The organism is Fusobacterium sp. FSA-380-WT-3A, from assembly GCF_012843705.1.
GTDB lineage: Bacteria > Fusobacteriota > Fusobacteriia > Fusobacteriales > Fusobacteriaceae > Fusobacterium_B.
On sequence record NZ_JABAFQ010000005.1, the window covers coordinates 76,700 to 101,006 of the forward strand.

A 24,307-nucleotide genomic window follows, 5' to 3' on the forward strand; every position below is an offset into this window, starting at 1 on the left:
CTCCTAATTATTTATAAATTTTTCAGTAAAAAATTTATTTTCAAAAATATTTTCTACCACTACTGCTATAGAACAGTAAAAATATAACTCTTCACCTAATTTTGTAGGCTCTATACCACATTTTTGTATGTCTAAAGAAATTTTATTAAGCTCAAATCTTAAGGTATCCATCAAAAATTTACTATTGAATATTTCCCCTACAAGTACTATTTTTTCTGGGTCTAAAATCGAAATTAATATATTAAGACCTCTTGCTATATATTCCATAGCTTCTGTCATAACTTGTATTACTAGAAAATCTTTTTTTCTTATTCCAAATAAAATATCTTTTATATTTAATTCCCTCTCTTTTAATATTTCCTTTAAAATACTATATTTTCCAATTTTTATTTCAGAAGTTATTTTTTTTATTACTGCTATTTCTGAAGATTCAGCTTCTAAGCAACCTCTTTTTCCACAAGAACATTTTCTAATACTATTAGTATTTATAACTATGTGTCCTGCTTCTCCAGCCATAGAATTATAACCTTTATAAACTTTTTTTGCTATACAACTAGCACTTCCTATCCCTTGACTCACATTAAATATAACAAAATTTTCTGTATTTCTACAACTACCTATTTGTTTTTCAACTAAAGCCATTGCTCTTACATCATTTTCTAAAAGAACAGGTAAGTTATATTTTCTTTCAAAATATTCAACAATTTTAGGAGTTTTTAATTTATAATGTGGTGACATAACTGAAAGACCTTTTTCTTCATCTATGACACCTGCCATTACAATTGATAAAGCTCCTACATCTTTATCTTGCTCTAGTTCCTTAGAAATTATATCATCTATAATTTCCAAAGCTTTTTCTTTATCTTCATCATCTAAAATAATTTTTCTTTTTCTAATAATTTCACAATTTATTTTTCCATGGGTTATATAAATAGCTCCGTTAGAAGTGAAATTAATTCCTAAAATATTTTTAAAATTTTCATTATTTATAGATAAATATACTGGTGGTCTTCCTCCTGTTGATTCTCCAACAGCTTTTTCTACTACCATTTTTTTATCTAGGAGATTTTTTACAACTTTAGAAATTCTAGCTGAAGTCAGATTAAATATCTCTGAAAGTTCTAGCCTTGAAATTTTTCCATACTCTTTAATTGTTTTTAAAATTTCCTCTTCTCTCACATTTTCTTTCATAATTTTTGTATCTCCTATGTTCATCATTATTAAATTTAATACATTTTTTTCGATTTGTCAAAATTTTTTTAATCTTTTTAAAGTACTTTTTTAATTTTGTTAATTAAGTACCATATATTTTTTGCAAAATAAATTGTTTTTTTTAAATCTTAAAGTATAATTAAAGTACAAAAGTTCATAGGAGGGCAAAATGAATATAAAAGAAATTATGTTAAAAAAATTCGTAGAAGTTTTCGGAGAGGAAAAAAATAAAGAATATTTTTTTACTCCTGGAAGAGTTAATTTAATTGGAGAACATATTGACTACAATGGAGGTTTTGTTTTCCCTTGTGCATTAGATTTTGGTACTTATGCTATCTGCAGTAGAAGAGAAGATAATACTTTTAGAATGTATTCTATGAATTTTGAAAAAGATGGAGTTGTTGAATTTACAACAGATTCTTTAATAAAAACTGATGTTTGGGCTGATTATTGTAAAGGAATTGTAGATGTATTAATTAAAAAAGGATATAAAGTTTCAACAGGAGCTGATATTGTTTTATTTGGTAATATTCCTAATGGTGCTGGACTTTCATCATCTGCTTCTTTAGAAGTTTTAATGGGAACTATCGTCAATGAAATTAATTCATTAAATATTGATATGGTTGAAATTGTTAAAGTTGGTCAAATGGCTGAAAATCAATTTATTGGAGTTAGTTGTGGTATCATGGACCAATTTGCTGTTGGAATGGGTAAAAAAGACAACGCGATCCTTTTAGATTGTAATACTTTAAAATATGAGTATGTCCCTTTTAAATTAGAAGGTATTTCTATAGTTATTATGAATACTAATAAAAGAAGAGGACTTGCTGATTCAAAATATAACGAAAGAAGAGCTTCTTGTGAAGGTGCTTTAAAAGATTTACAAGAAAATGGTATAAAAATAAATGCTCTTTGTGATATGACATTAGAAAAATTTGAAGAAGTTAAACATTTTATTAAATCAGAAGAAGCTTCAGTAAGAGTAAGACATGCTGTATCTGAAAATCAAAGAGTATTAGAAAGTGTAAAAAGTTTACAAGAAAATGATATTGAAAAATTTGGAAAATTAATGAACGCTTCTCATGTTTCTCTTAGAGATGATTACGAAGTAACAGGAAAAGAATTAGACTCTATAGTTAATGCTGCTTGGGAAGCACCAGGAACAGTAGGAGCTAGAATGACTGGAGCTGGATTTGGTGGTTGTGCAGTGGCTCTTGTTAAAAATGAGTCTATTAATGACTTTATTAAATTTGTTCAAGAAAAATATATAAAGGAAACAGGACTTGTTCCAGCTTTCTATGTAGCTAATGTTGGAGATGGTTCTAAAAAGTTAGGTGATATATAATGATAAATATCTATGCAGAAATTGAAAAATTATTAAACTATGCTATTTTTCATAATTTTATAGAAAAAGAAGATAAAATATATTTTAGAAATAAACTTTTAGCTTCTCTTAATATAGATTCTTATGAAAATATAGATGAAACTGAAGAAAGTGTAAAAAATCTTCCAATAGAAAACTCTTATGATATTCTTAACAGAATTTGTGATTGGGCTACTGAAAATCATTTAATTGAAGGAACTTTTGATGAAAGAGATTTACTTGATACAAAAGTTATAGGAGAATTAATCCCTAGACCTAGTGAAATTATTAAAAATTTCTTTAATGATTATAAAGAATCTCCTAAAAAAGCAACTGATAACTACTATGCTTTTTCTCAAAATACAAATTATATTAGAGTGGACAGAATAGCTAAAAATCTTCATTGGTATTCAAATACTGAGTATGGAAATTTAGAAATAACTATAAATCTTTCTAAACCAGAAAAAGACCCAAGAGATATAGCAAAAGCTAAACTTGCTCCTCAATCTTCTTATCCTAAATGTCTATTATGTAAAGAAAATGAGGGATATCAAGGAAGAATAAATCATCCAGCAAGACAAAATCACAGAATAATTCCTCTAACATTGATTAATGAACCATGGTTCTTACAATATTCTCCATATGTTTATTACAATGAACATTGTATTTTATTTTCTGGAGAACATAGACCTATGAAAATTGATAGAGGAAGTTTTGAGAGAGTGTTAGAATTTGTAGATATATTCCCTCATTATTTTGTTGGTTCTAATGCTGATTTACCAATAGTTGGAGGTTCTATTTTAACTCATGACCATTTCCAAGGAGGTTGTCATGAATTCCCAATGGCTTTAGCTAAAGCTGAAAAAACTTATACTATAAAAGGCTATGAAGATATAACAGTTGAAAAAGTTCATTGGCCTATGTCAGTAGTGAGATTAAGAGGAAATTCAAAAGAAAGATTAGTTGAATTATCTGATAAAATTTTATTAAAATGGAGAAACTATTCTGATGAATCTTGTGATATTTTAGCTTTCTCTGGAGAAACTCCTCACAATACTATAACTCCAATAGCTAGAAGAAAAGGAAATGATTATGAAATTGATTTGGTTCTAAGAAATAATAGAACTACTGAAGAGTTTCCATTAGGAATTTTCCATCCTCATAAAGAGTTACATAATATAAAAAAAGAAAATATAGGTCTTATTGAAGTTATGGGACTTGCAGTATTACCAGGAAGATTAAAAGAAGAGCTTTTAATATTAGGAAATTTATTAGTAAAAGAAAATTCTCTTAAACTTATAGAAGAAAATGAAAAAGTGCAAAAACATTTAGATTGGTGTAAAAATATTTTAGCAAAACATTCTGATATAAATTCTAATAATATAGAAAAAATATTAGAAGAAGAAGTTGGATTTACATTCTCAAAAGTATTAGAAGATGCTGGAGTTTACAAACAAACTGAAGAAGGTAAAAAAGGATTTGATAAATTTGTCGAATCACTTTAATTAAATAAAAAAGATACTGTAAATTTACAGTATCTTTTTTTATTTAAAATTTGTTTTATAGAGCAGTTATCTTGATTTCAGGTTTTTCTTCTACACAAGCTCCTTCTAATTCATCATAGCTTCCATCTTCTGATGCATAACAAACTTTTTCTTTTAAAATAGCTTCATCATATTCTATTTGTTCTTTTAATTTACCTATATATTGTTTTAAAAGTTCTAATTTTTCTTTGATTATTCTTTTTTGGATGTCATTAGTCTCTTCTAAAAATTCTTTTCCTTCAATAAATTCTTCTAATTTAGCTAATTTTTCAACTTCTAATTTATATTCATCTTTCATATATTTTAAATTTGTTTCCATGCTCATAATCATTACCTCCAAAATATTTTTATTTTTTATTTTTGTCATTTCAATTATTTCTTATAACAAAATAATATCATATTTAATTTTAAAAGTCAATACTTTTTTGTAATAATTTCATTTTTATTTAAAAAATAAAAAAGAGCTATGATATAGCTCTCTATTTTTATAAATTATAATTCAAATTCTATTAAAGCCTTAGCCGTTATAACCTTTACATTCTTTTTATCTATTATAGGAGTCCCACAACCAGAACATCCTCCTCCACAACAACCATCTACGCCACAAGAATGTTGTTCTTCTTCTCCACCCATTCTTTTTAAATAATCTTCATATGTTTCTATATATCCATCCTTTAATAAAGAATCAAATGCTTTTTGTAATTCTTCTTGATTGATACCTAAATTTTTCATAATAGCTTCATCACTATAAGTTTTTCCTGTAACTAAAAATTCCATTATTTTTCTTTCTATATCAGTCATATTTCCTCCTATTTTTATGAAATAATTTCATTTTTATAATTATATTATACTTTATTATAAAATTTATGTCAATGTATAATAAAAGTATTTTCTCTAATAAAGAATATATGATATAATATATTGTAATTTTTTTGGAGGTGTAAATGAAAGAAATAAAAGTAAATCTTAGAGAATATAATTTAAAAGAAGATACTTTTTTAGAAAGTATTAGAACTAGTTATAGAAAAAAAATTTGGTCTAAATTTGTGAAAGCTATAAACGATTTTGATTTAATAGAAGATGGAGATAAAATAGCTGTTGGAGTTTCTGGTGGAAAAGATAGTCTTTTACTTTGTAAACTTTTTCAAGAATTAAAAAGAGATAAAAGTAAAAATTTTGAAGTTGCTTTTATTAGTATGAATCCTGGTTTTGAAGCTATGGATATTGAACAATTTAAAAAAAATCTAGAAATTTTAAATATTCCTTGTCATATTTTTAATTCAGATGTTTGGGAAATTGCTTTTAAAGAAGACCCTGAAAATCCATGCTTTTTATGTGCCAAAATGAGAAGAGGAGTTCTCTATAATAAGATTGAAGAATTAGGATTTACAAAATTAGCCCTTGGACATCATTTTGATGATATTGTAGAAACTGCTCTTATTAATATGTTCTATGCAGGAACTATAAAAACAATGGTTCCCAAAGTTCCTTCAACAAGTGGAAAATTATCTGTTATTAGACCAATGGCTTATATAAAGGAAGAAGATATTATTTCTTATACAAAAAGAAATAATATTCAAGCTATGGGATGTGGATGTCCTGTAGAATCTGGGAAGACTGACTCAAAAAGAAAAGAGATAAAAAATCTTTTAAAAGAGTTAGAGTCCAAAAATAAAAATATAAAACAAAGTATATTCAATTCATTGAAAAATATTAATCTTGATTTTATTATGGGTTATACTAGAGGAAATAAAAATGATAAAAATTAGTAATATAAAAGAATTAAATTCTATGAAAATAGATACTTATTATTTTGAAGTTTTAGAAAATATAATAAAAATTTCTAACAAAAAAGAAAAATATGAGATAAATATCAACTATAGAAATGATAATATTATTTCTACATTAGAAACAATAAAAAAACTTACTGAAATTAAAATCTCTCTTGATAGATTTCAAGAGAGAGAAATTTTATCTTATATTGAAAGTAAAGGTTTTAATAAAACTCTTTGGAATTCCATTGGTAAAGCTATGCATAAATTTAATATGATAGAGCATGGAGATAGAATTGCTGTTGGAATTTCTGGTGGAAAAGATAGTCTTGTTCTTTTTAATTCTCTTGTCAGAATTAAAAAAGTTGCTAATATAGATTTTGAAATAGTTCCCATCCATATTCACATGAAAGAGGATACATCTGACCTTACAGAATTAAAAAAATATATTGAAAAATTTGGTTATAGTTTACAAGTGATAGAAACTAATTTAAAAAATTTAGTAGTGGGAGAAACAAGAGAAAAAAATCCATGTTTTCTTTGTGGTAGAATAAGAAGAGGTATATTATATACTACTATGAAAAATCAAAAACTAAATAAACTTGCTCTTGGTCATCATAAAGATGATATAATAGAAACTTTTCTATTAAATATAATTTATCAAGGAAACAGAAATATTATGAAACCTAGTTATTTTTCTGAGGAGCATCAAGTTCAAATAATAAGACCTCTAGCCTTTGTAGAAGAAAAAAATATAATTAGTTATTCTAAAAAACTTTCTTTACCTATATTAGAAGAAAAATGTCCTTATGAAAGTAGTGCAGATTCAAAAAGATTAAAAATTAAAAATATTATTAAAAATATTTCTCTAGAAAATCCTGATGTAAGAAGCATTATTTTAAATAGTATTGAAGATTTATTTTAAAATGTTTTAATTTTTAAATTATAAGAATAAGATAAGGCATATAATCGTAAAAAAAATATTTTAATTATCAAAATTTTACTTGACTATTATTTCTCTTTACTGTATAATTATCTTATAAAAATCTAGGGAGGATTGTGATGGTTATTCCCTTAGCCTTTGCTGAAGAAAATAAAATTTTAAAGATTATAGAGATTACAGATAAATGTAAAAATAAAAAAGCCCTTTTAGAAAAAGGCTTTTGTTCAGGTAAAGAAATTATTTTAAAAAATAGTTCTTGTGGTAATTTTATTGTTGATATCAATGGATGTCAATATATTTTAGGTTTCAGTTATGCTAAAAATATATTAGTTGAGTAGTTTTACAGCTTTCGGGCTGTAAAATTTTTGCCCATAAGCTTTGTTTTACAAAATATTTAATTTATAAATTTGTTTTATATTAGGAGGGAATTATGAATTTAACAGAACTAAAAAAAGGAGAGACAGCTAGAATTATTAAAATAGGAAAAATTGGTGAATTAAAGAAAAGACTTATAGAAATGGGAATAACTCCAGGAGAAATTATAAAATTTGATAGAAATGCTCCATTAGGTGACCCTCAAGAATTTTTAGTTAAAGAAAATGGAATTTCTATAAGAAAAGAAGATGCAAAAAATATTGAAATTGAATTAATTAAATAAGTTTAAATTTTTATAAAGGTGGTGTCTTATGATTAAAATAGCATTTGCTGGGAATCCAAATGTTGGAAAAAGTGCATTAATAAATGCCATTGCTGGTTCTAATTTAAAAGTTGGAAACTGGGCAGGGGTTACTGTTGAAAAAAAGGAGGCAACTTTCATTCATAATGGTGAAGAAATCACAATGGTTGACTTACCAGGAGTGTACAGTCTTAGTCCTAGAAGTTTAGAGGAAAATATTACAAGAGATTTTATAACTGATGAAAAACCAGATGTAATTATAAATGTTATTGAAGCTCCAAATATTGAAAGAAACTTGTATCTTACATTACTTTTAAAAGAGTTAGGAAAGCCTATGGTTATGGCTTTAAACTTTTATGATGAATTTGAAGCTTTAAATCATAGCCTTAATTTGTCATTACTTTCTGAAAAGTTAGAAATGCCTGTTGTAAAAACCTCTGCAACTAAAAAGACTGGACTTTCTGAACTTCTTAATAAAGCTATTGAAGTAGCAAAGAAAAAAGAAGTTCCTAATTTTAGAATTACTTTTGATTCTTTTATTGACAAACAATATCAAACTATCAAAGCTAAAATTAATTCTGATAAAACTTTTGATAAAATAGTAGAAAAATATGGAATAAACTTTGTTATAATCAAGCTTTTAGAAAAAGATAGTAATTTCTTACAAAAAGCAAAAGATAATTTCGGACTTGATATTGAAAATTATTTAGATGAAAATATAAAAATCATTGAAGATAGATACGAAGATGATATTGATACTATTTTAGCAGAAAGAAGATATGGAGAAATAAAAGGAATTTTAGCTGACACATTAAAAACTTCATTAAAATCAAGATTAGATTTTTCTGAAAAAATTGATAAAATTCTTTTAAATAAAGTTTTAGGTCTTCCTATTTTCTTCTTAATAATCGGACTTTTAATGACTATTGTATTTAATGGAAGTGCTCCTTTTATTGATTGGATAGATGGATTTATTGGTGGTTTTGTTGGAAAATATGCTGGGGTTTTAGTAGAAGGAACTCCAGAATGGTTACAATCTCTTGTTGTTGATGGAATAATCGGAGGAGTTGGAGGAGTTTTAACTTTCGTTCCTTTAATGTTCTTATTATATTTCTTCTTATCAATATTAGAAGAAAGTGGATATATGTCTAGGGTTGCTTTCTTAATGGATAAAATTATGAGAGGACTTGGATTAAATGGAAAATCTTTTGTTCCTATGGTTGTTGGATTTGGTTGTACTGTACCAGCTATTTATGCTACAAGAACATTAGAAGATGAAAATTCTAGAAAACTTACAGCAGCTCTTGCTCCATTTATGTCTTGTGGTGCTAGACTTCCTGTGTATGGATTATTTACTGCTGCATTCTTTGGGCAAAAAGCTGGACTTATAGTTATGTCTCTATATATGTTTGGTATTATAATGGCTATAATTGTAGGATTATTCTTAAAAAGATTTAAAGAGTTTAAAGGTGAAAACAAAGCTTTACTTATAGAACTTGCTCCTTATCGTATTCCTAGTTTAAAAACTATTTTAAAATCTGCTGGAAGAAGAACAGGTGGATATTTGAAAAAAGCTAGTAGTATTATTCTTGGTATTTTAATGCTTTTATGGGCCTTAACATATTTCCCTAATAATGGAAATGCTGAAAAATCTTATATGGCTTCAATTGGAAAAGTCATAGCTCCTGTATTGAAACCTACTGGATTTGCTGATAGATGGGAACCTGTTGCTGCAGTTATTCCAAGTATTGCTGCTAAAGAAGTAGTTGTTGGATTTATGGCTCAAGTTTTAGAATTACCTGAATCTGATGAAGGTGAAGAAGAAGTTACAACATTTAAAGAAGATTTAATGGAACAAGTTGCTGGACTTGGTGGAGCAGTTGTTGATTCTGTAAAAGGAATACTAAGTTTTAATATAAGTGGATTATTTACAGCTCCTTCTGGAGAAGAAGTTGAAGAAGAAGGACAAGGGGTAGTTGAAGCTACTAGAAATCTATGGACTGATGATTTAGCTCCTCTTAGAGCATATTCATTTATGATTTTTATTTTAACTGTTGTTCCTTGTGCTGTTACTTTAGGAGCTATTAAACAAGAATTTGGAGTAAAATATTTATTAAAATTAACAGCATTAATGTTAATTATACCTTATATCTGCTCTACTCTTGTTTTCCAAATTGGTCGTTTATTTATCTAACTTTCTATTGAAAGGAAGTGAATTTTTATGAAAACTTATATATTAATTGCCATACTAATTTTATTAGCTATATATTCTTTTAGGGGAATTTATAGAAACTTCACAGGAAAAGACGGATGTTCATCTTGTGGACATGATAAAAAAAATGGTGGATGCAGTTGTGGTGGAAATTGCAATGATTCAAATTGTAGTTGCAAACATGATTAATTAAAGAAATAATTAAAATTTAGAAAAAAGTCAGTAAATGTTTACTGACTTTTTTTATTATATTATTTATTACATGTATATTATTTAAATTATTCATAAAAAAAATTGACATTTAGATAAAATATGGTATACTTTAAATATGAGTTATTATATTACATTTATTCTTTTTATTTTACTTTAAGGAGGTTATTATGAACAAAAAAAACATCTTAAAATTTATCACAGGAACTATAATGTTAGGAGTACTTGTTGGTTGTGGTGGAGAAAAGAAAGAAGCTAATGGTGAACTTGATAGAAGTAAACAATTTGTGACTGTTGCTACTGGTCCTACAAGTGGATTATATTATCCTATAGGTGGAGCTTTCTCTAAAGTTATAAAAGATTTAGGTTATAAATCTTCTGCACAAGCAACTGGTGCTTCTGTTGAAAATATAAGTCTTATATTAAATGGTGGAGCAGACCTTGCTATTACTATGTCTGACTCTGTTGCTCAGGCTTATGATGCTTTTGGTGCTTATGAAGGAAAAGAGCCTGCTAAAAATTTAAGATGTTTAATGGGATTATATCCTAACTATGTTCAGTTAGTTACTACTACTAAAACTGGTATTAAAAAATTCACAGATTTAAAAGGTAAAAGAGTTGGAGTTGGAGCACCTAACTCTGGAGTTGAATTAAATGCTAGAATGATGTATGAAGCTCATGGAATGACTTATGCTGATAGTAAAATAGATTATCTAAATTATGGTGAAGCTATTGACCAGATGAAAAATGGTCTAGTTGATGCTGTATTTGTTACAAGTGGAATTCCTAATGCTACTATAATGGAGTTAGGAACTGTTGCTAAAACTGTTTTAGTTCCAATTGAAGGTGAAGGATTCAAAAGATTACAAGAAAAATATCCTTTCTTCGTAGCTGCTGAAATCCCTGCAGATACTTATGATACAGATGGACCTGTTCAAACTGCAACTGTTAGAAATATTATGTTGATTAGAGAAGAATTACCTGAAGATGTTGTTTATGATATAACTAAAGGAATATTTGAACATATGGAAGGAATAAAAGCTTCTCATGCAACTTCTGAAAAACATATTTCACTAGAAAATTCTCAAATAGGAGTACAAATTCCTTTCCATCCAGGTGCTGAAAAATACTACAGAGAAAAAGGAATTATTAAATAATTATGAAAAAGAAAAAGCTGTTTTTGGGATTAATCATTTTAGGAATAATTTTTTCAATAAAACTGTATAATGAAAAAGTTTTATTAATTTATAATATAAAAACAAATGAAATTTATGTAAAAGAAAAAGTAAAAACTGATGATTTCATTGAATATAAATGGATTCATTCTTTTGAACATATTCCTTGGAATGAAAAATTTCAAATTCAAAAAAATAATTCTCTTATTTTAAGAGAAATCTCTGTTGCTGGATTTGGAGCTGGAATTCCTGAAAACAAAGGAGATGTAAAAGTTGAAAAAGATGGTTTGGTACATATGAAAAATATTAATCAACCATTTGAAAATATACAATGGATTAATTCCAAAACTGCTTTAATTTATATTTCTCTAAATGGAAAAATTTTAACAAAAGGTTATATACTACCTCATCATGAATTAATGAAGCTAGAAATTAGAAGGAGGTTATTCTGTGACAGAAAAAGTATTAGATGAAAAAAAACAAGAAGAATTGATACAAAAATTTGATAAAGAAACAAAAACAAGAAAATTTGATAGTGCTATTTTGACAAAATCTCTTTATTGGATAGCAATAGTAATAGCTCTATATCATTTTTTAACATCAGCTCTTGGATATCCAGCTACTCATATGCATAGATCTCTACATGTAGCTATGATGCTTTCAATGGCTTTTGTTTTTTATCCCATGAGAAAAAAATCTCCTAAACGTAAAATTCCTTGGTATGACTATATTTTGATTATTTTATCTTTAGCTATAGCAGCATACATTTGGATAGATTGGGAAAACTTTATAAATAGAATGGGAACTCCAAATACTACTGATGTTATTTTAGGTACATTACTTATTCTATTAGTAATGGAAGCCTCTAGAAGAATATCTGGTTGGCCATTAGTAATATTAAGTTTTTTATTTATAGTTTATGCATTAGTTGGAAGAAGTATGCCATCTATTTTTATGCATAGAGGATATACTTGGGCAAATGTTGTAAACCATTGTTTCATCAATACAGAGGGAATTTATGGAACTTCTGTAAGTGTTGCTTCAAGTTATATCTTCCTATTTATATTATTTGGCTCTGTTATGAATAAATCTGGAATGGGGCAATTCTTTAATGATATTGCTTTAGCTATTGCTGGAAATTCAAAGGGTGGACCTGCAAAAGTTGCTGTTATTGCCAGTGGACTTTTAGGTTCTATAAATGGTTCTGCTGTTGCCAATGTTGTTACTACTGGTGCTTTTACAATTCCTCTTATGAAAAAAACAGGTTACTCTGATGAATTTTCTGGAGCAGCTGTTGCTACTGCTTCTGTTGGAGGACAATTACTACCACCAGTAATGGGAGCTGCTGCATTTATAATGGCTGAAACTTTAGGAGTTAAATATAGTGTAATTATAAAAAGTGCTGTTATTCCAGCAATATTATATTATATAGGAATTTTAGTTCAAGTACAACTTAGAGCTTCTAAAGAAGGATTTGTTGGAATTCCTAAAGAAAATCTTTTAAAAGCTAAAGATGTATTAAAAGTTAGAGGACATTTATTAATTCCAATTGTATTCTTATTATATATGTTACTTTTAAGTGGAAGAACTGTTATATTCTCTGCTTTCTGGACAATAGTTTTAACAATAATAGTAAGTTATTTTAGAAAAGAAACTAGAATGAGTATAAAAGATATATTGGATGCTTTTGCTGAAGCTACACGTTCTACTGTATCTGTTGCTATTGCCTGTGCTATAGTTGGTATCATAATAGGTGTAGTTAGTTTAACTGGATTTGGTTTAAACATGGCTGATGCTATTATTGAATTAGGTCATGCTAGTTTGTTCTCAACATTAATTTTAACAATGGTAACTTGTATGATATTAGGTATGGGATTACCTAGTATTCCTGCATATTTAATCACAGCAACTATGGCAGCTCCTGCTTTAGTTCAACTTGGAATTAAAGATATGGCAGCTCACCTATTTGTTTTCTATTTTGCAATGTTTGCCAATATAACTCCACCTGTTGCTTTAGCTTCATTTGCAGCTGCAGGAATTTCTGGTGGTAATCCTATGAAAACTGGATTAGCTTCTGTTAAACTTTCTTTAGCAGGATTTATTATTCCATATATGTTTATTTACAATTCTGGATTACTATTGTTAGATGTTTCAGTTGTTGGGGCAATAATTGTAGCTATTACTTCTACTTTAGGAGTATTCTTAATAGGAATAGCTGTTGAAGGATATCTATTTACTAATCTAAATATTGTATTTAGAGCTTTAGCACTAGTTGGTTCTATTATGTTAATTAATGCTAACAGAGTTCAAGATATGATTGGACTTGGTATCTTATTATTCCTTATAGGAATTCAATATATAAGAAATAAAAAATTACAAAATTAAAATTTCACTACACTCTAATCTTAGAGATAAGATAAAGAGTGTAGTTTTTTATTTACTCTAAATCTATATAAAAAAGATGTTGTAAATTTATTATTATAAACTACAACATCTCTTTTTATTTTATACTTTATGTGATTAAGAATTTATAAAAAATTATTTTCTATTATAAACTATATTTCCTTCTACAACTGTTGTATCAATTTTAATTTTTAAAATATCTTCTGAATGAATTTCTATGATATTTTCACTAAGTACAACAAAATCAGCTAATTTTCCTACTTCAATAGTTCCTTTTAAATTTTCTTCAAAAGAGGCAAAGGCTCCACCTACTGTATAATATTTAATAGCATCTACTATTGGCAATGCTTCATTAGGTAACCATTTTTCTGCTGGTCTAAAGCTTATATCTTGTCTATTTACAGCACAATGTAAAGCTTTTATTACATCAGCAGTATCTACAGGAGAATCAGAACCAAAAGCCATTGGAATATTTAATTTTCTCATTGTATTCCATGCATAAGTTTCTAAACTTCTTTCATATCCTACTCTATCTTCTACAATATGTAAATCATAATCTAAAAATATAGGTTGAATATATGCTAAAATATTTAATTTTTTCATTCTTTCCATTAACTCATTTGTAGTAATTTGACAGTGAACTATTCCATGTCTTTTATTATTTAAGTTTGGTAACTTTTCAAAAGCATCAACACACATTTTTATAGCTCCATCACCTATAGCATGAACAGCAACTTGATATCCTAATGAATCTGCTAAAGTTACAACTTTTTCAAATTCTTCTATAGTATAAGTAGCTATTCCATAATTTTTATCATTATCTATATATGGTTTTTGCAAAAATGCTGTTTTTCCTCCTAAAGAACCATCTAATAAAAGTTTTATAGGCCCTATTCTAAAATTTTTACTTCCATATCCAAAAGTATATCCAAGCTCATTAAATCTTTTTATTTTTTCAATCTCTGGGAAAAGACATTGTTCAGTAACTTTTATTTTTAATTTTCCCTCTTTTTCTAATTCTGTATAGGCTTTTATAATTTTTGCAAAATCTTTATCTGGGAAAGTTTCAAAGTCATCAGTTTGTACAGATGTAATTCCCATAGAGAAAAATTCCTCTTGAGTTTCCACTAACATAGTTTTTAATTCTTCTAATGATGGACTTGGAATATGAGAATAAACTAAATATAAACCATTTTCACTAAAAGTTCCTTTTTCATAATCTACATCTCCACCACTACATTTTGTATCTTTAGTAATTCCACATACTTCTAAAGCTTTTGTATTTACTACTGCCACATGTCCACAAGTTCTTGTAAAGCAAATTGGATATTCTGTTGATATTTTATCTAAATCTTCTCTTGTTGGCATTCTTTTTTCACCAATAAATAAATCTTGGTTCCATCCTCTTCCTAATACCCAACCACCATATACAGTAAACTTCTCTTTTCCAATTTTTACTACATCTTCTACACTTCTACAAGAATATAAAGGAATTTTTTTCTTATTATATCCATAATTTACAAAATGAACATGGCTATCATTAAAAGCAGGTATAACAGTTTTTCCCTCTAAATCTATTATTTCTCCACCATTTAATTTTTTTATTAATTCTTCTTCTCTTCCTATTCCTACAATTTTTCCCTCTTCTACTAAAATAGAATCTACTATTTTATTTTCTCTATCCATTGTATAAATTTTACCATTCTTAAATAATTTCATTTTCCTCACCCTTCTTATAATTATTTAATCTAAACTAATTATAACCTATTTAATATTATTTAGTCTATAAATTTTTATAATAAAAAAGGATGTTACAAAATATGTAACACCCTTTTAATTTTACTTATTTTTTAATTAAATTCTAGAAATATCAAATACTTCTAGTTTATCCTCTTCAAGATGTTTTTTCTCCATTTTTATAACAGCTTTTAATGTATCAATAGAAGTTAATACTTCTACACCATATTCTGTAGCTGTTCTTCTCATTTTAAATCCATCTCTTTGAGCATCATTTGCTTTAGTTGGAGTGTTGATTAATAAATCAACTTTCTTATTCATAAGGATAGTTAAGATATTTGGCTCTTCTTCTCCTATTCTTCTTACAACTTCTGATTTAATTCCATGCTCTTGTAAATATTTATTAGTTCCAGCAGTTGCAAATAATTGGCAACCAAGTTCAGATAACTCTTTAGCTATAGGTAAGAACTCATCTTTATCTTTATCTCTTATTGTTAATAAAATCTTTCTTCCTGAAACTTTATTAACTCTTTTTCCACCTAATAATCCTTTATAAATTGCTTCATCTACTGTATGTCCAACTCCTAAAACTTCTCCTGTTGATCTCATTTCAGGTCCTAATGATACTTCTACTTCTGATAATTTTTCTGTAGAGAATACTGGTACTTTTACAGCAATTAAATTAGGTTTTTTATAAATTCCTGTTCCATATCCTATACTTTCTAAGCTTTCTCCTAAAATTACTCTTGTAGCTATTTCTATAACAGGTAATCCTGAAATTTTAGAAATGTATGGAACTGTTCTTGATGATCTTGGGTTAACTTCTATAACATATAATTCATTTTCATATGCTATAAATTGAATGTTCATCATACCTTTAGTTTCTAAAGCTTTTGAAATTTTCTTAGTGATTTCTAATACTTTTTCTTCTGTTCCCTCATATAAGTTTTGTTGAGGATAGATTGTAATAGAGTCTCCAGAGTGAACTCCAGCTCTCTCTAAGTGTTCCATAATTCCAGGAATTAATACTTCCTCTCCGTCACAGATTGCGTCTACTTCTAATTCAATACCATTTAAATATTTATCTATTAATACTGGATTTTCAGGGTCTCTATCAAAAGATGACTCTAAGTATTTTACTAAGTTATATTCATCATGACAAATTTCCATTCCTTGTCCTCCTAATACATAAGAAGGTCTTACAAGTACTGGATATTTAATTTCATTAGCTATTTCAATTCCATGAGCTACATCCCAAACTGCTCTTCCTTTTGGTCTTTTTATATCTAATTCTTCCATCATAGCTTCAAATTTTTCTCTGTCTTCAGCTTCATCTATTTTTTCAGCAGAAGTTCCTATGATTTTTATTCCTTTTCTAGCAAGGTCATTAGCTAATTTTATAGCAGTTTGTCCTCCAAATTGAAGTATAACTCCTTCTGGTTTTTCTTTTTCAATTATATTCATAACATCTTCTAATATTAATGGTTCAAAATATAATCTATCAGCTGTAGAGAAGTCTGTTGAAACTGTTTCTGGGTTATTGTTTATAATTATACTTTCAATTCCTAATTTCTTTAAAGCTTTTACAGCATGAACTGTACAATAGTCAAATTCTATTCCTTGTCCAATTCTTATTGGTCCTGAACCTATAACTATAACTTTTCTTTTATTTTCTACTTCTACTTCATCAAAATCATCATAAGTTGAATAGTAATAAGATGAATCTGCAGCAAACTCTCCTGCACAAGTATCAACCATTTTGTAAACTGGTTTAATTCCTAACTCTTTTCTTTTCTTTTCAATGTCGTGTTCTGTAACACCCATTAATTCAGCAATTCCCTTATCTGAGAATCCTTTTTTCTTTAAGTTTTTCAAGAATTTATAATCTAATTCTCCATATTTCATTTTCTTTAAAATCTCTTCTTGTCTTACAAGCCATTCGATTTTTTCCATGAAGAATTTATCTATTCCTGTTAATTTTTGTAATTTTTCTTTTATATATCCTCTTCTTAACATTTCAGCAACTATGAAAATTCTGATGTCATCTGGTTTAACAACAGCTTCTTTTAATTGTTCCATAGTCATTTTCTTAACAGCTGGATGCTCTAAGTTATATCTTCCAATTTCTAGAGATCTAACACCTTTTAAGAAAGCTGCTTCAAAGTTATTTCCAATTGCCATAACTTCTCCAGTAGCCATCATTTTTGTTCCTAAAGTTTTCTTAGCATTTTTGAATTTATCAAATGGCCATTTAGGAATTTTTACAACTATATAGTCTAATGTAGGCTCAAAACAAGCAAAAGTTTTTTCAGTTACTTCATTTTTTACCTCATCTAATAAATATCCTAATGATAATCTTGTAGCAACTCTTGCTATTGGATATCCTGTAGCTTTTGATGCTAAAGCTGATGACCTAGATACTCTTGGGTTAATTTCAATTATTGCATATTTGAAAGATTTTGGATGAAGAGCAAATTGTACGTTACATCCTCCAACAACTCCAATTTCATTTACTATTTTCATAGCTGAAGTTCTAAGCATTTGATATTCTCTATCTGATAAAGTTTGAGATGGAGCAACAACTATTGAATCTCCTGTATGTATTCCAACTGGGTCGATATTTTCCATGTTACATACTGTAATTGTATTTCCATTTTTATCTCTTATTACTTCATATTCTATCTCTTTCCATCCAAGTATAGATTTTTCTATTAATACTTGTCCAACTCTTGAAAGACTTAATCCTTTTAACAAGATTTCCTCTAATTCTTTTGGATTGTGAGCAAATCCTCCACCTGTTCCTCCTAATGTATAAGCAGGTCTTACAACTACTGGATATCCAATTTCTCTAGCAACTTCATATCCCTCTTCTAAAGACTCAACTATTTTACTTTTGATAATAGGCTCTCCTATTTTTTCCATTGCTTCTCTAAATAGTTCTCTATCTTCTCCTCTTTTTATTGCTTGGATAGGTGTTCCTAAAATTCTTACTCCATATTTTTCAAGAATTCCTTTTTCTTCTAATTCAACAGCTAAGTTTAGAGCTGTTTGTCCTCCCATTCCAGCAAGAATTGAGTCTGGTCTTTCTTTTGCAATTACTTTTTCTATAAATTCAGCTGTGATTGGCTCTATATATATTCTGTCTGCAACAGCTTTATCTGTCATTATTGTAGCTGGGTTTGAGTTAATAAGTACAACTTCAATCCCTTCTTTCTTTAGTGTTTCACATGCTTGAGTTCCTGAATAGTCAAATTCAGCAGCTTGCCCTATTATAATTGGTCCTGAACCTATTACTAATGTTTTCTTTATACTTTTATCTAACATCTTTTTAGTCCTTTCATCTATTTAAAAATTAAAAAATAACACAAACCTTAATTACATTCCTTTTTTCATTAATTCTACAAATTCATCAAATAAATATTCAGAATCTTGTGGTCCAGGCCATGCTTCTGGGTGGTATTGAACACACATTATATTATATTTTTCACTTTTCATTCCCTCTACAGAATTATCATTTAAGTTTATATGAGTAACTCTCATATCTGCTGGAACTTTATCAACTACATATCCATGATTTTGAGAAGTGATATAAATTCTATTTCTATCTAAATCTTTAACTGGATGATTTCCACCTCTATGTCCATATTTTAATTTTGTTGTAGAACCTCCTAATGTCCAAGCAAGTAATTGATGTCCTAAACATATTGCTGTAATTGGTAATTTTCCAACTAATTTTTTAATTTCTTCTATTACATTTCCTAAATCAGCAGGGTCTCCAGGTCCATTTGATAAAAATACTCCATCTAAATTATAACTTAATATTTCTTCAGCTTTTGTATCCCATGGGAATACTACTAAATGACACCCTCTTTTTGAAAAATTTCTTAATATATTTCTTTTAACACCAAAATCCATAACTCCTATTCTTAACCCATCTCCAGGAATTTCATAGATTTCTTTTGTACTTACTTCTTTTACTGCTTCTTTATTTGAAAAATTATCAAATTTTTCTTGTATCTCTTTTGCTGTTAAATCTTCAGGAGTTATTATAGCTTTCATAGCTCCTTGTTCTCTTATGATTTTTACTAATTGTCTTGTATCTACCCCTTTAAATGCAACTACATTATTTTGTCTTAAGAATCCATCAAGAGTCATTTCACATCTAAAGTTATTTGGTAATTTAGCGTCTTCTTTAATGATAAACCCTTTTAATCTTGATACATCAGACTCCATATCCTCTAAATTGATTCCATAGTTTCCTATCATTGGATATGTCATTACAACAATTTGACCACAGTATGAAGGATCTGTTAAAAGTTCTTGATATCCTGTCATTCCAGTATTAAAAACGATTTCTCCTACAGTACCTTTTAACTCTCCAAAAATTTTTCCCTCAAAAACTTGTCCGTTTTCAAGAATCAATTTTCCTTTCATATATCCTCCTTTAAAAAAAAAGATATAACATTTAAGTTATATCTATATATATAAAATATAAAAAATTAATAATAAATTTAAAAAAATAGAAAAATTAAAAAGGAGTCCTTTTTTTATAGAAAATATTGATTTTCTGTTATTTAATAAAAAGTTTAGCCTTTTCATTTTTTCCTCCTTAATTATTTTTCGAACAATATTCTACTATAAGTTCTATTTTTTGTCAAGGTTTTTTTCCTGTTCTTCCCTCTCTTTTACAATTTTTTTTAATCTTTCTTTTAAATCAGGATATTTTTCACTAACTATTCTAATATAAATTTTTTTCATCAATTCTTTTTTTCTTGTTTGAATATTATTATCAGGAGTTAGACCTAATACAAACTGAAATAGTTTTTCTATTATTCTATCATTTATTTTTTCTAAATCAAGTTTTTTCATAAAAATTTTAAAATATTTAATCTCATATAATTCAGCACATAAGTCAATAGGATTGGTATCTAAGCTGGTATAATCATCTTTTATTATTTTTGATTTTAAAATAAATTCAGTTAGCTCTCTATTTTTATTTTTTAAGGAAAATTCCATAGGAGTTTCTACTTTAGAATCAAATATATACTCATATCCCTTATCTAAAAAATATCTATACAATTCTATAGATTTAGAATAATTTTCTTTAGAAATATAAGTTAAAATATCATATTTCCCTTGTACTTTCCCATTATATTTAGCACCTAAATATATAAGCATATCTAAAATATCCATATCTTGATATTTTAAACTATTAAAAATTGGAGTAAGTTTATTTTTATCAAAAGAATTTATATCCTTCTTCCCTAATAAGTTTTCTACTATATTAATTTTTTCAAAATAATTCTCTACTTTATTAAAATTTTCCTCTAAAATTTTCTTTCTCATTTTAGCAATTCCAGCAAAATTAGAGGCTTTTTTATAAAAATTTATAGCTAATAAATAATTATTTTGTTTACTATATATATCTCCTAATATATTATTCTCTTGTTTTTTACTAAAAATTGCTATGGCTCTATCTAACTCTTTTTTACTAAATACCCCCTCTTCTAATTTTTCAGTAAATATTCTTTTTACTTCATTATATTTATATGGAGTATCTAAAATTTCTACTATATATATAAGAGTTTTTATATAATCTTCTTTTTTTAACAAAGTATCAATTATTAAATTCTCATAATGTTTTTTCTTTTTATCAAGATTATTTTTATTAATCTTTTCTAAAGCTAGTTTATAATCTCCATTTTCTATATCTTCCTCTATATTTTTTTCTAGTATCCAAGTAGGATATCCTGCCATTTCAAAAGCCTTTTGGGCTTCTTCATAGTTTTCTACATTATATAATCTAATTCCCTCTTGTAACCATTCCTCTTTATTTGAATGATGAATCTCTTTATTTATCTTTCTGTTTATTTTTTCCTTATCACTATTATCTGATATTGTTATAAAATCTTTTATTTTCTCTAAAAGTTTATTTCCAGAGATTTTCTCCTCCATAATAATAAGATTTTTTCTTGACCTTGTAATCCCCACATAAAAAAGATTAAAATATTTTCTATATCTCTGGTCTCTTTTTACATCTTTATTAAATATTTTTTCCCAAGCAAAAAGATTTGTAGTAGCTAAGTTTAGACAAACTACATTATCATATTCTAATCCTTTTACTTCATCTACACTAAAAACCCTCATATGAATATCTGAAAATTTATCCAATTTATATTTCTCCTCTTTAGAAGAAACTATTATAGCAAATTTAACATCAGTTTGAACTTTCTTTAACAAATCATAATCTGGAGGAATAACTGTTATACTTCCCCTATCAACTATAAAGTTTTCTTTATAATCTTTTACTCCTAAATTTCCTATATATTCTTTTCTAAGTTCTGTTAAAAAGTTGGCAAGTTCAACTATACTTTTAGAATTTCTATAGTTTTTACTAAGAACTACTTCTGTATTTTGAAGATTATTTTTAAAATAATAATTTCTAAGTCTTTCAAAACTAAAAGAGTTGAAATTTATCATTTGATGTATATCTCCAGCTAACAATATATTTCTTTTATCTTTTAAAAGACTTAACATAAAATATATTTCTACTTCTGTAAAATCTTGAATTTCATCAACAATTATAAAATCATATTGAGGTTGATTTTTTATAGCCCTAACAGCTAAATCATTCATATCGTAAAGATTATTTTCATCTTTCCACTCTTCATATTTTTCAGCTATTTTATATATAATTTTTTTAGATTCATCATCTAATAATGAATAATTCTTATTTAAATTTAAATAATTTTCCAAAGACATAAGTTTAGAAGTTAAATCTTTCTCCCAATTATCTGTACTCCCTTTACTCATAAGCCCTTTTAATATCCCCATAATTTCAAAATAGATATTAAAATCTTCTATTCCTAATTTTTTTCTATTTGGAAAAGAAAAGGAGATAAACTCCTTAAATTTTTTTAGACGGACTATTTTTCTAGTATCTATCCCCAAAGTCTTTTTATAATATTCTCTTGGTGTGTAAAAATCAGTTATCTTAGGTACATCTTTTTTTCTAAATATTTGATATTGCTCCTTAATAGTATCTTTTAAAAGAGCATTTCCTGTAAAATATCCTATTTTTTTTATTCCATAAAATTCTTGATACTCTTCAAGATTTAAAATTTTTCTAATTGTAATTGTAGATTTTCCACTACCAGCACTTCCAGCTACAAGTAAAGGAGTCGGTTCTTTTAAAGCTTCATACTGCTCATCATTTAAATAGTAATAATAATATATATTTTTATCACTTCCTACCTTAGAGAACTCTCCATCTTCTGTAACTTCATAACTGATAACTTGGCTATAATCTAAATACACTTCTTGAGGTATCTCTTCATTTTCTTCTATAAATTCATTTTTATTTATAGAAAATTCTTCTAAATTATTAATCTCAGCATTTTTTCCTTTTTTTACTCCTCTATCATGAGAAGAGTATAATATAAAAGTTATTTTCTCCTCTTCATCTTTTCTTTTATCTAAAGAAAAAAATACTCTATCCCCGTTATTTATCCTAAATTCAAATCTATTTTCTACACCTTTTAATTTTTTTATCCAAAAACCTTTTGGAATTTCTCTTATATTATTTATATTTTTTAAAATTTCTTCATAAAAATATAATAAATTTTTTTCTATATAATTTATTTTTTCTTTTTTTATATTTTTGAAAAAAGTTTCCCTTATTAAAAATTTCATACGTATCCTCTTTTCTGTAATTATTTTTTAATATATTAAATTATACTACACTTTATTATTTTATAAAAGTTTTTATTAAAAATGAACCATTTTAATTCATTTTCTTTTTTTTTATTTCATTTTCTCTTGACTTTTAGTTGCTATTGAGCTATACTCTATTAGTAACTAAATATTATTTATTTCTTAGGAGGTCTTTTTTATGGAAAAGATGAAAGATTCTCTAATAATAAAACTTATTATTGGAGTAGTTGTTGGACTTGTTATAGGTCTTTATGTTGGTGAAAGTGTTATAGGGCTTATTAACACTATCAAATTTATTTTAGGACAAGTAATATTCTTTACAGTTCCTTTAATTATTCTTGGATTTATAGCTCCTGCTATAACACAAATGAAATCTAACGCTAGTAAAATGCTTGCTACAATGTTAGGACTTTCATATGTTTCTTCTGTTGGAGCTGCAGTTATGTCTATGATTGCTGGATATGCTTTAATTCCTAAATTAAATATTGTTAATAATGCTGAAGGATTAAAATCTATCCCTGAATTAATTTTTAAAGTTGAAATTCCTCCAGTAATGCAAGTTATGACAGCTTTAGTTCTTGCTATAGTTTTAGGACTTGCTGTTGTATGGACTGGTTCAAAAAGAACTGAAGAATTATTATTAGAATTTGGAAATATTATGTTAGCAGTTGTTAACAGAATAGTAATTCCTATTTTACCAGCTTTCATTGCTTGTACATTTGCAACTCTTGCTTATGAAGGTGGAATTACAAAACAATTCCCAGTATTCGCTAAAGTTATTGTAATTGTATTAGTTGGACACTACATCTGGTTAACTATTCTTTATACAATTGGTGGAATTGTTAATAAATGTAACCCTATGGAAGTATTAAAACATTATGGTCCAGCTTATTTAACAGCTGTTGGAACAATGTCTTCTGCTGCTACATTACCAGTTGCTTTATCTTGTGCTAAAAAATCTACAGTTTTAGATGAAGATATTGTAAACTTTGGTGTGCCATTAGGAGCAACTACTCATCTTTGTGGTTCTGTTTTAACAGAAGTTTTCTTTGTTATGACTGTTTCTAAAATATTATATGGAAACATCCCTAGCTTTGGAACAATGTTATTATTCGTAATTTTATTAGGAGTATTTGCTGTTGGAGCTCCTGGAGTACCAGGTGGAACTGTTATGGCATCAATTGGAATTATCATTTCTGTTTTAGGATTTGATGATACAGGAGTTGCTTTAATGCTTACAGTATTTGCTCTTCAAGATAGTTTCGGAACTGCTTGTAACGTAACAGGTGACGGAGCATTAACTATGATTCTTAACGGATTATATGGTAAGAAAAAGGCTTAATAAAA

At 27.1% G+C, this 24,307-nt stretch carries 19 protein-coding genes; 12 read left to right on the forward strand and 7 right to left on the reverse strand.

Annotated features, from left to right (window positions below):
• Positions 1-3: 3 nt before the first annotated feature.
• Positions 4-1,191 (reverse strand): ROK family transcriptional regulator, encoded by a 1,188-nt coding sequence (locus HF862_RS04965; RefSeq protein ID WP_170186822.1) that lies wholly within the window; start codon positions 1,189-1,191, stop codon positions 4-6.
• A gap of 196 nt (positions 1,192-1,387) precedes the next feature.
• On the opposite strand from HF862_RS04965, the gene HF862_RS04970 reads away from it, so the two are divergent.
• Positions 1,388-2,557 carry a galactokinase gene (locus HF862_RS04970; protein WP_370456847.1) on the forward strand — a complete coding sequence of 390 codons (1,170 nt, stop codon included), beginning with the start codon at positions 1,388-1,390 and terminating at the stop codon, positions 2,555-2,557.
• Positions 2,557-4,080, forward strand: coding sequence for a UDP-glucose--hexose-1-phosphate uridylyltransferase (gene galT / locus HF862_RS04975; RefSeq protein WP_170186823.1), 1,524 nt, complete (start codon positions 2,557-2,559; stop codon positions 4,078-4,080). The genes HF862_RS04970 and galT overlap by 1 nt, the downstream gene beginning before the upstream one ends.
• A 55-nt stretch (positions 4,081-4,135) precedes the next feature.
• Here the strand turns inward: galT and HF862_RS04980 are convergent, their stop codons facing one another.
• Both HF862_RS04980 and HF862_RS04985 read right to left on the reverse strand, forming a co-directional pair.
• Positions 4,136-4,444 (reverse strand): hypothetical protein, encoded by a 309-nt coding sequence (locus tag HF862_RS04980; protein ID WP_170186824.1) that lies wholly within the window; start codon positions 4,442-4,444, stop codon positions 4,136-4,138.
• Between the two features lie 167 nt (positions 4,445-4,611).
• Positions 4,612-4,920, reverse strand: coding sequence for a hypothetical protein (locus HF862_RS04985; RefSeq protein WP_170186825.1), 309 nt, complete (start codon positions 4,918-4,920; stop codon positions 4,612-4,614).
• A 143-nt stretch (positions 4,921-5,063) separates the two neighbouring features.
• Between HF862_RS04985 and HF862_RS04990 the strand changes: the two genes are divergently transcribed.
• The 9 genes from HF862_RS04990 to HF862_RS05030 all read left to right on the forward strand — a co-directional run bounded on the left by HF862_RS04990 (position 5,064) and on the right by HF862_RS05030 (position 13,492).
• A complete protein-coding gene (locus HF862_RS04990) occupies positions 5,064-5,888 on the forward strand; it encodes an ATP-binding protein (RefSeq protein ID WP_170186826.1) in 825 nt (274 codons plus the stop codon).
• On the forward strand, positions 5,875-6,816 hold the full coding sequence (locus HF862_RS04995; protein ID WP_240934788.1) for an ATP-binding protein: 942 nt from the start codon (positions 5,875-5,877) through the stop codon (positions 6,814-6,816). Before HF862_RS04990 ends, HF862_RS04995 begins: the two co-directional genes overlap by 14 nt.
• Positions 6,817-6,953: 137 nt before the next feature.
• Positions 6,954-7,172, forward strand: a complete 219-nt coding sequence (locus tag HF862_RS05000; RefSeq protein ID WP_170186827.1) for a FeoA family protein — start codon at positions 6,954-6,956, stop codon at positions 7,170-7,172.
• A gap of 92 nt (positions 7,173-7,264) precedes the next feature.
• Positions 7,265-7,492 carry a FeoA family protein gene (locus HF862_RS05005; RefSeq protein WP_170186828.1) on the forward strand — a complete coding sequence of 76 codons (228 nt, stop codon included), beginning with the start codon at positions 7,265-7,267 and terminating at the stop codon, positions 7,490-7,492.
• A gap of 28 nt (positions 7,493-7,520) precedes the next feature.
• Complete coding sequence (feoB, locus tag HF862_RS05010; protein WP_170186829.1) at positions 7,521-9,704, forward strand: ferrous iron transport protein B; 2,184 nt, start codon at positions 7,521-7,523, stop codon at positions 9,702-9,704.
• 27 nt (positions 9,705-9,731) lie between these two features.
• Positions 9,732-9,911: a hypothetical protein gene (locus HF862_RS05015; RefSeq protein WP_170186830.1), complete on the forward strand. Its 180-nt coding sequence runs from the start codon at positions 9,732-9,734 to the stop codon at positions 9,909-9,911.
• A gap of 191 nt (positions 9,912-10,102) precedes the next feature.
• Entirely contained in the window at positions 10,103-11,089 is a 987-nt protein-coding gene (locus tag HF862_RS05020; RefSeq protein WP_170186831.1) for a TAXI family TRAP transporter solute-binding subunit, read from the forward strand.
• 2 nt (positions 11,090-11,091) lie between these two features.
• Positions 11,092-11,580 (forward strand): DUF1850 domain-containing protein, encoded by a 489-nt coding sequence (locus HF862_RS05025; protein WP_170186832.1) that lies wholly within the window; start codon positions 11,092-11,094, stop codon positions 11,578-11,580.
• Positions 11,558-13,492, forward strand: coding sequence for a TRAP transporter permease (locus HF862_RS05030; protein ID WP_170186833.1), 1,935 nt, complete (start codon positions 11,558-11,560; stop codon positions 13,490-13,492). The genes HF862_RS05025 and HF862_RS05030 overlap by 23 nt, the downstream gene beginning before the upstream one ends.
• Positions 13,493-13,645: 153 nt before the next feature.
• Here the strand turns inward: HF862_RS05030 and HF862_RS05035 are convergent, their stop codons facing one another.
• The 4 genes from HF862_RS05035 to HF862_RS05050 all read right to left on the reverse strand — a co-directional run bounded on the left by HF862_RS05035 (position 13,646) and on the right by HF862_RS05050 (position 22,939).
• Entirely contained in the window at positions 13,646-15,229 is a 1,584-nt protein-coding gene (locus HF862_RS05035; RefSeq protein WP_170186834.1) for an amidohydrolase, read from the reverse strand.
• Positions 15,230-15,364: 135 nt separating this feature from the next.
• Positions 15,365-18,571: a carbamoyl-phosphate synthase large subunit gene (gene carB, locus HF862_RS05040; RefSeq protein WP_170186835.1), complete on the reverse strand. Its 3,207-nt coding sequence runs from the start codon at positions 18,569-18,571 to the stop codon at positions 15,365-15,367.
• A gap of 51 nt (positions 18,572-18,622) precedes the next feature.
• On the reverse strand, positions 18,623-19,681 hold the full coding sequence (locus tag HF862_RS05045; RefSeq protein WP_170186836.1) for a carbamoyl phosphate synthase small subunit: 1,059 nt from the start codon (positions 19,679-19,681) through the stop codon (positions 18,623-18,625).
• Positions 19,682-19,891: 210 nt separating this feature from the next.
• Positions 19,892-22,939 (reverse strand): UvrD-helicase domain-containing protein, encoded by a 3,048-nt coding sequence (locus tag HF862_RS05050; protein ID WP_170186837.1) that lies wholly within the window; start codon positions 22,937-22,939, stop codon positions 19,892-19,894.
• A gap of 199 nt (positions 22,940-23,138) precedes the next feature.
• Here HF862_RS05050 and HF862_RS05055 point away from each other — a divergent pair, with 199 nt between their 5' ends.
• Positions 23,139-24,302 carry a dicarboxylate/amino acid:cation symporter gene (locus tag HF862_RS05055; protein ID WP_170186838.1) on the forward strand — a complete coding sequence of 388 codons (1,164 nt, stop codon included), beginning with the start codon at positions 23,139-23,141 and terminating at the stop codon, positions 24,300-24,302.
• Positions 24,303-24,307 lie beyond the last annotated feature (5 nt).

Excerpts from the sequence above, each read along its gene's own strand:
- HF862_RS04965 (WP_170186822.1), bottom strand. The coding sequence starts at position 1,191 with ATGAAAGAAAATGTGAGAGAAGAGGAAATTTTAAAAACAATTAAAGAG.
- galT (WP_170186823.1), top strand. The coding sequence starts at position 2,557 with ATGATAAATATCTATGCAGAAATTGAAAAATTATTAAACTATGCTATT.
- HF862_RS04980 (WP_170186824.1), bottom strand. The coding sequence starts at position 4,444 with ATGAGCATGGAAACAAATTTAAAATATATGAAAGATGAATATAAATTA.
- HF862_RS04985 (WP_170186825.1), bottom strand. The coding sequence starts at position 4,920 with ATGACTGATATAGAAAGAAAAATAATGGAATTTTTAGTTACAGGAAAA.
- HF862_RS04990 (WP_170186826.1), top strand. The coding sequence starts at position 5,064 with ATGAAAGAAATAAAAGTAAATCTTAGAGAATATAATTTAAAAGAAGAT.
- HF862_RS04995 (WP_240934788.1), top strand. The coding sequence starts at position 5,875 with ATGATAAAAATTAGTAATATAAAAGAATTAAATTCTATGAAAATAGAT.
- HF862_RS05000 (WP_170186827.1), top strand. The coding sequence starts at position 6,954 with ATGGTTATTCCCTTAGCCTTTGCTGAAGAAAATAAAATTTTAAAGATT.
- HF862_RS05005 (WP_170186828.1), top strand. The coding sequence starts at position 7,265 with ATGAATTTAACAGAACTAAAAAAAGGAGAGACAGCTAGAATTATTAAA.
- feoB (WP_170186829.1), top strand. The coding sequence starts at position 7,521 with ATGATTAAAATAGCATTTGCTGGGAATCCAAATGTTGGAAAAAGTGCA.
- HF862_RS05015 (WP_170186830.1), top strand. The coding sequence starts at position 9,732 with ATGAAAACTTATATATTAATTGCCATACTAATTTTATTAGCTATATAT.
- HF862_RS05020 (WP_170186831.1), top strand. The coding sequence starts at position 10,103 with ATGAACAAAAAAAACATCTTAAAATTTATCACAGGAACTATAATGTTA.
- HF862_RS05025 (WP_170186832.1), top strand. The coding sequence starts at position 11,092 with ATGAAAAAGAAAAAGCTGTTTTTGGGATTAATCATTTTAGGAATAATT.
- HF862_RS05035 (WP_170186834.1), bottom strand. The coding sequence starts at position 15,229 with ATGAAATTATTTAAGAATGGTAAAATTTATACAATGGATAGAGAAAAT.
- carB (WP_170186835.1), bottom strand. The coding sequence starts at position 18,571 with ATGTTAGATAAAAGTATAAAGAAAACATTAGTAATAGGTTCAGGACCA.
- HF862_RS05045 (WP_170186836.1), bottom strand. The coding sequence starts at position 19,681 with ATGAAAGGAAAATTGATTCTTGAAAACGGACAAGTTTTTGAGGGAAAA.
- HF862_RS05050 (WP_170186837.1), bottom strand. The coding sequence starts at position 22,939 with ATGAAATTTTTAATAAGGGAAACTTTTTTCAAAAATATAAAAAAAGAA.
- HF862_RS05055 (WP_170186838.1), top strand. The coding sequence starts at position 23,139 with ATGGAAAAGATGAAAGATTCTCTAATAATAAAACTTATTATTGGAGTA.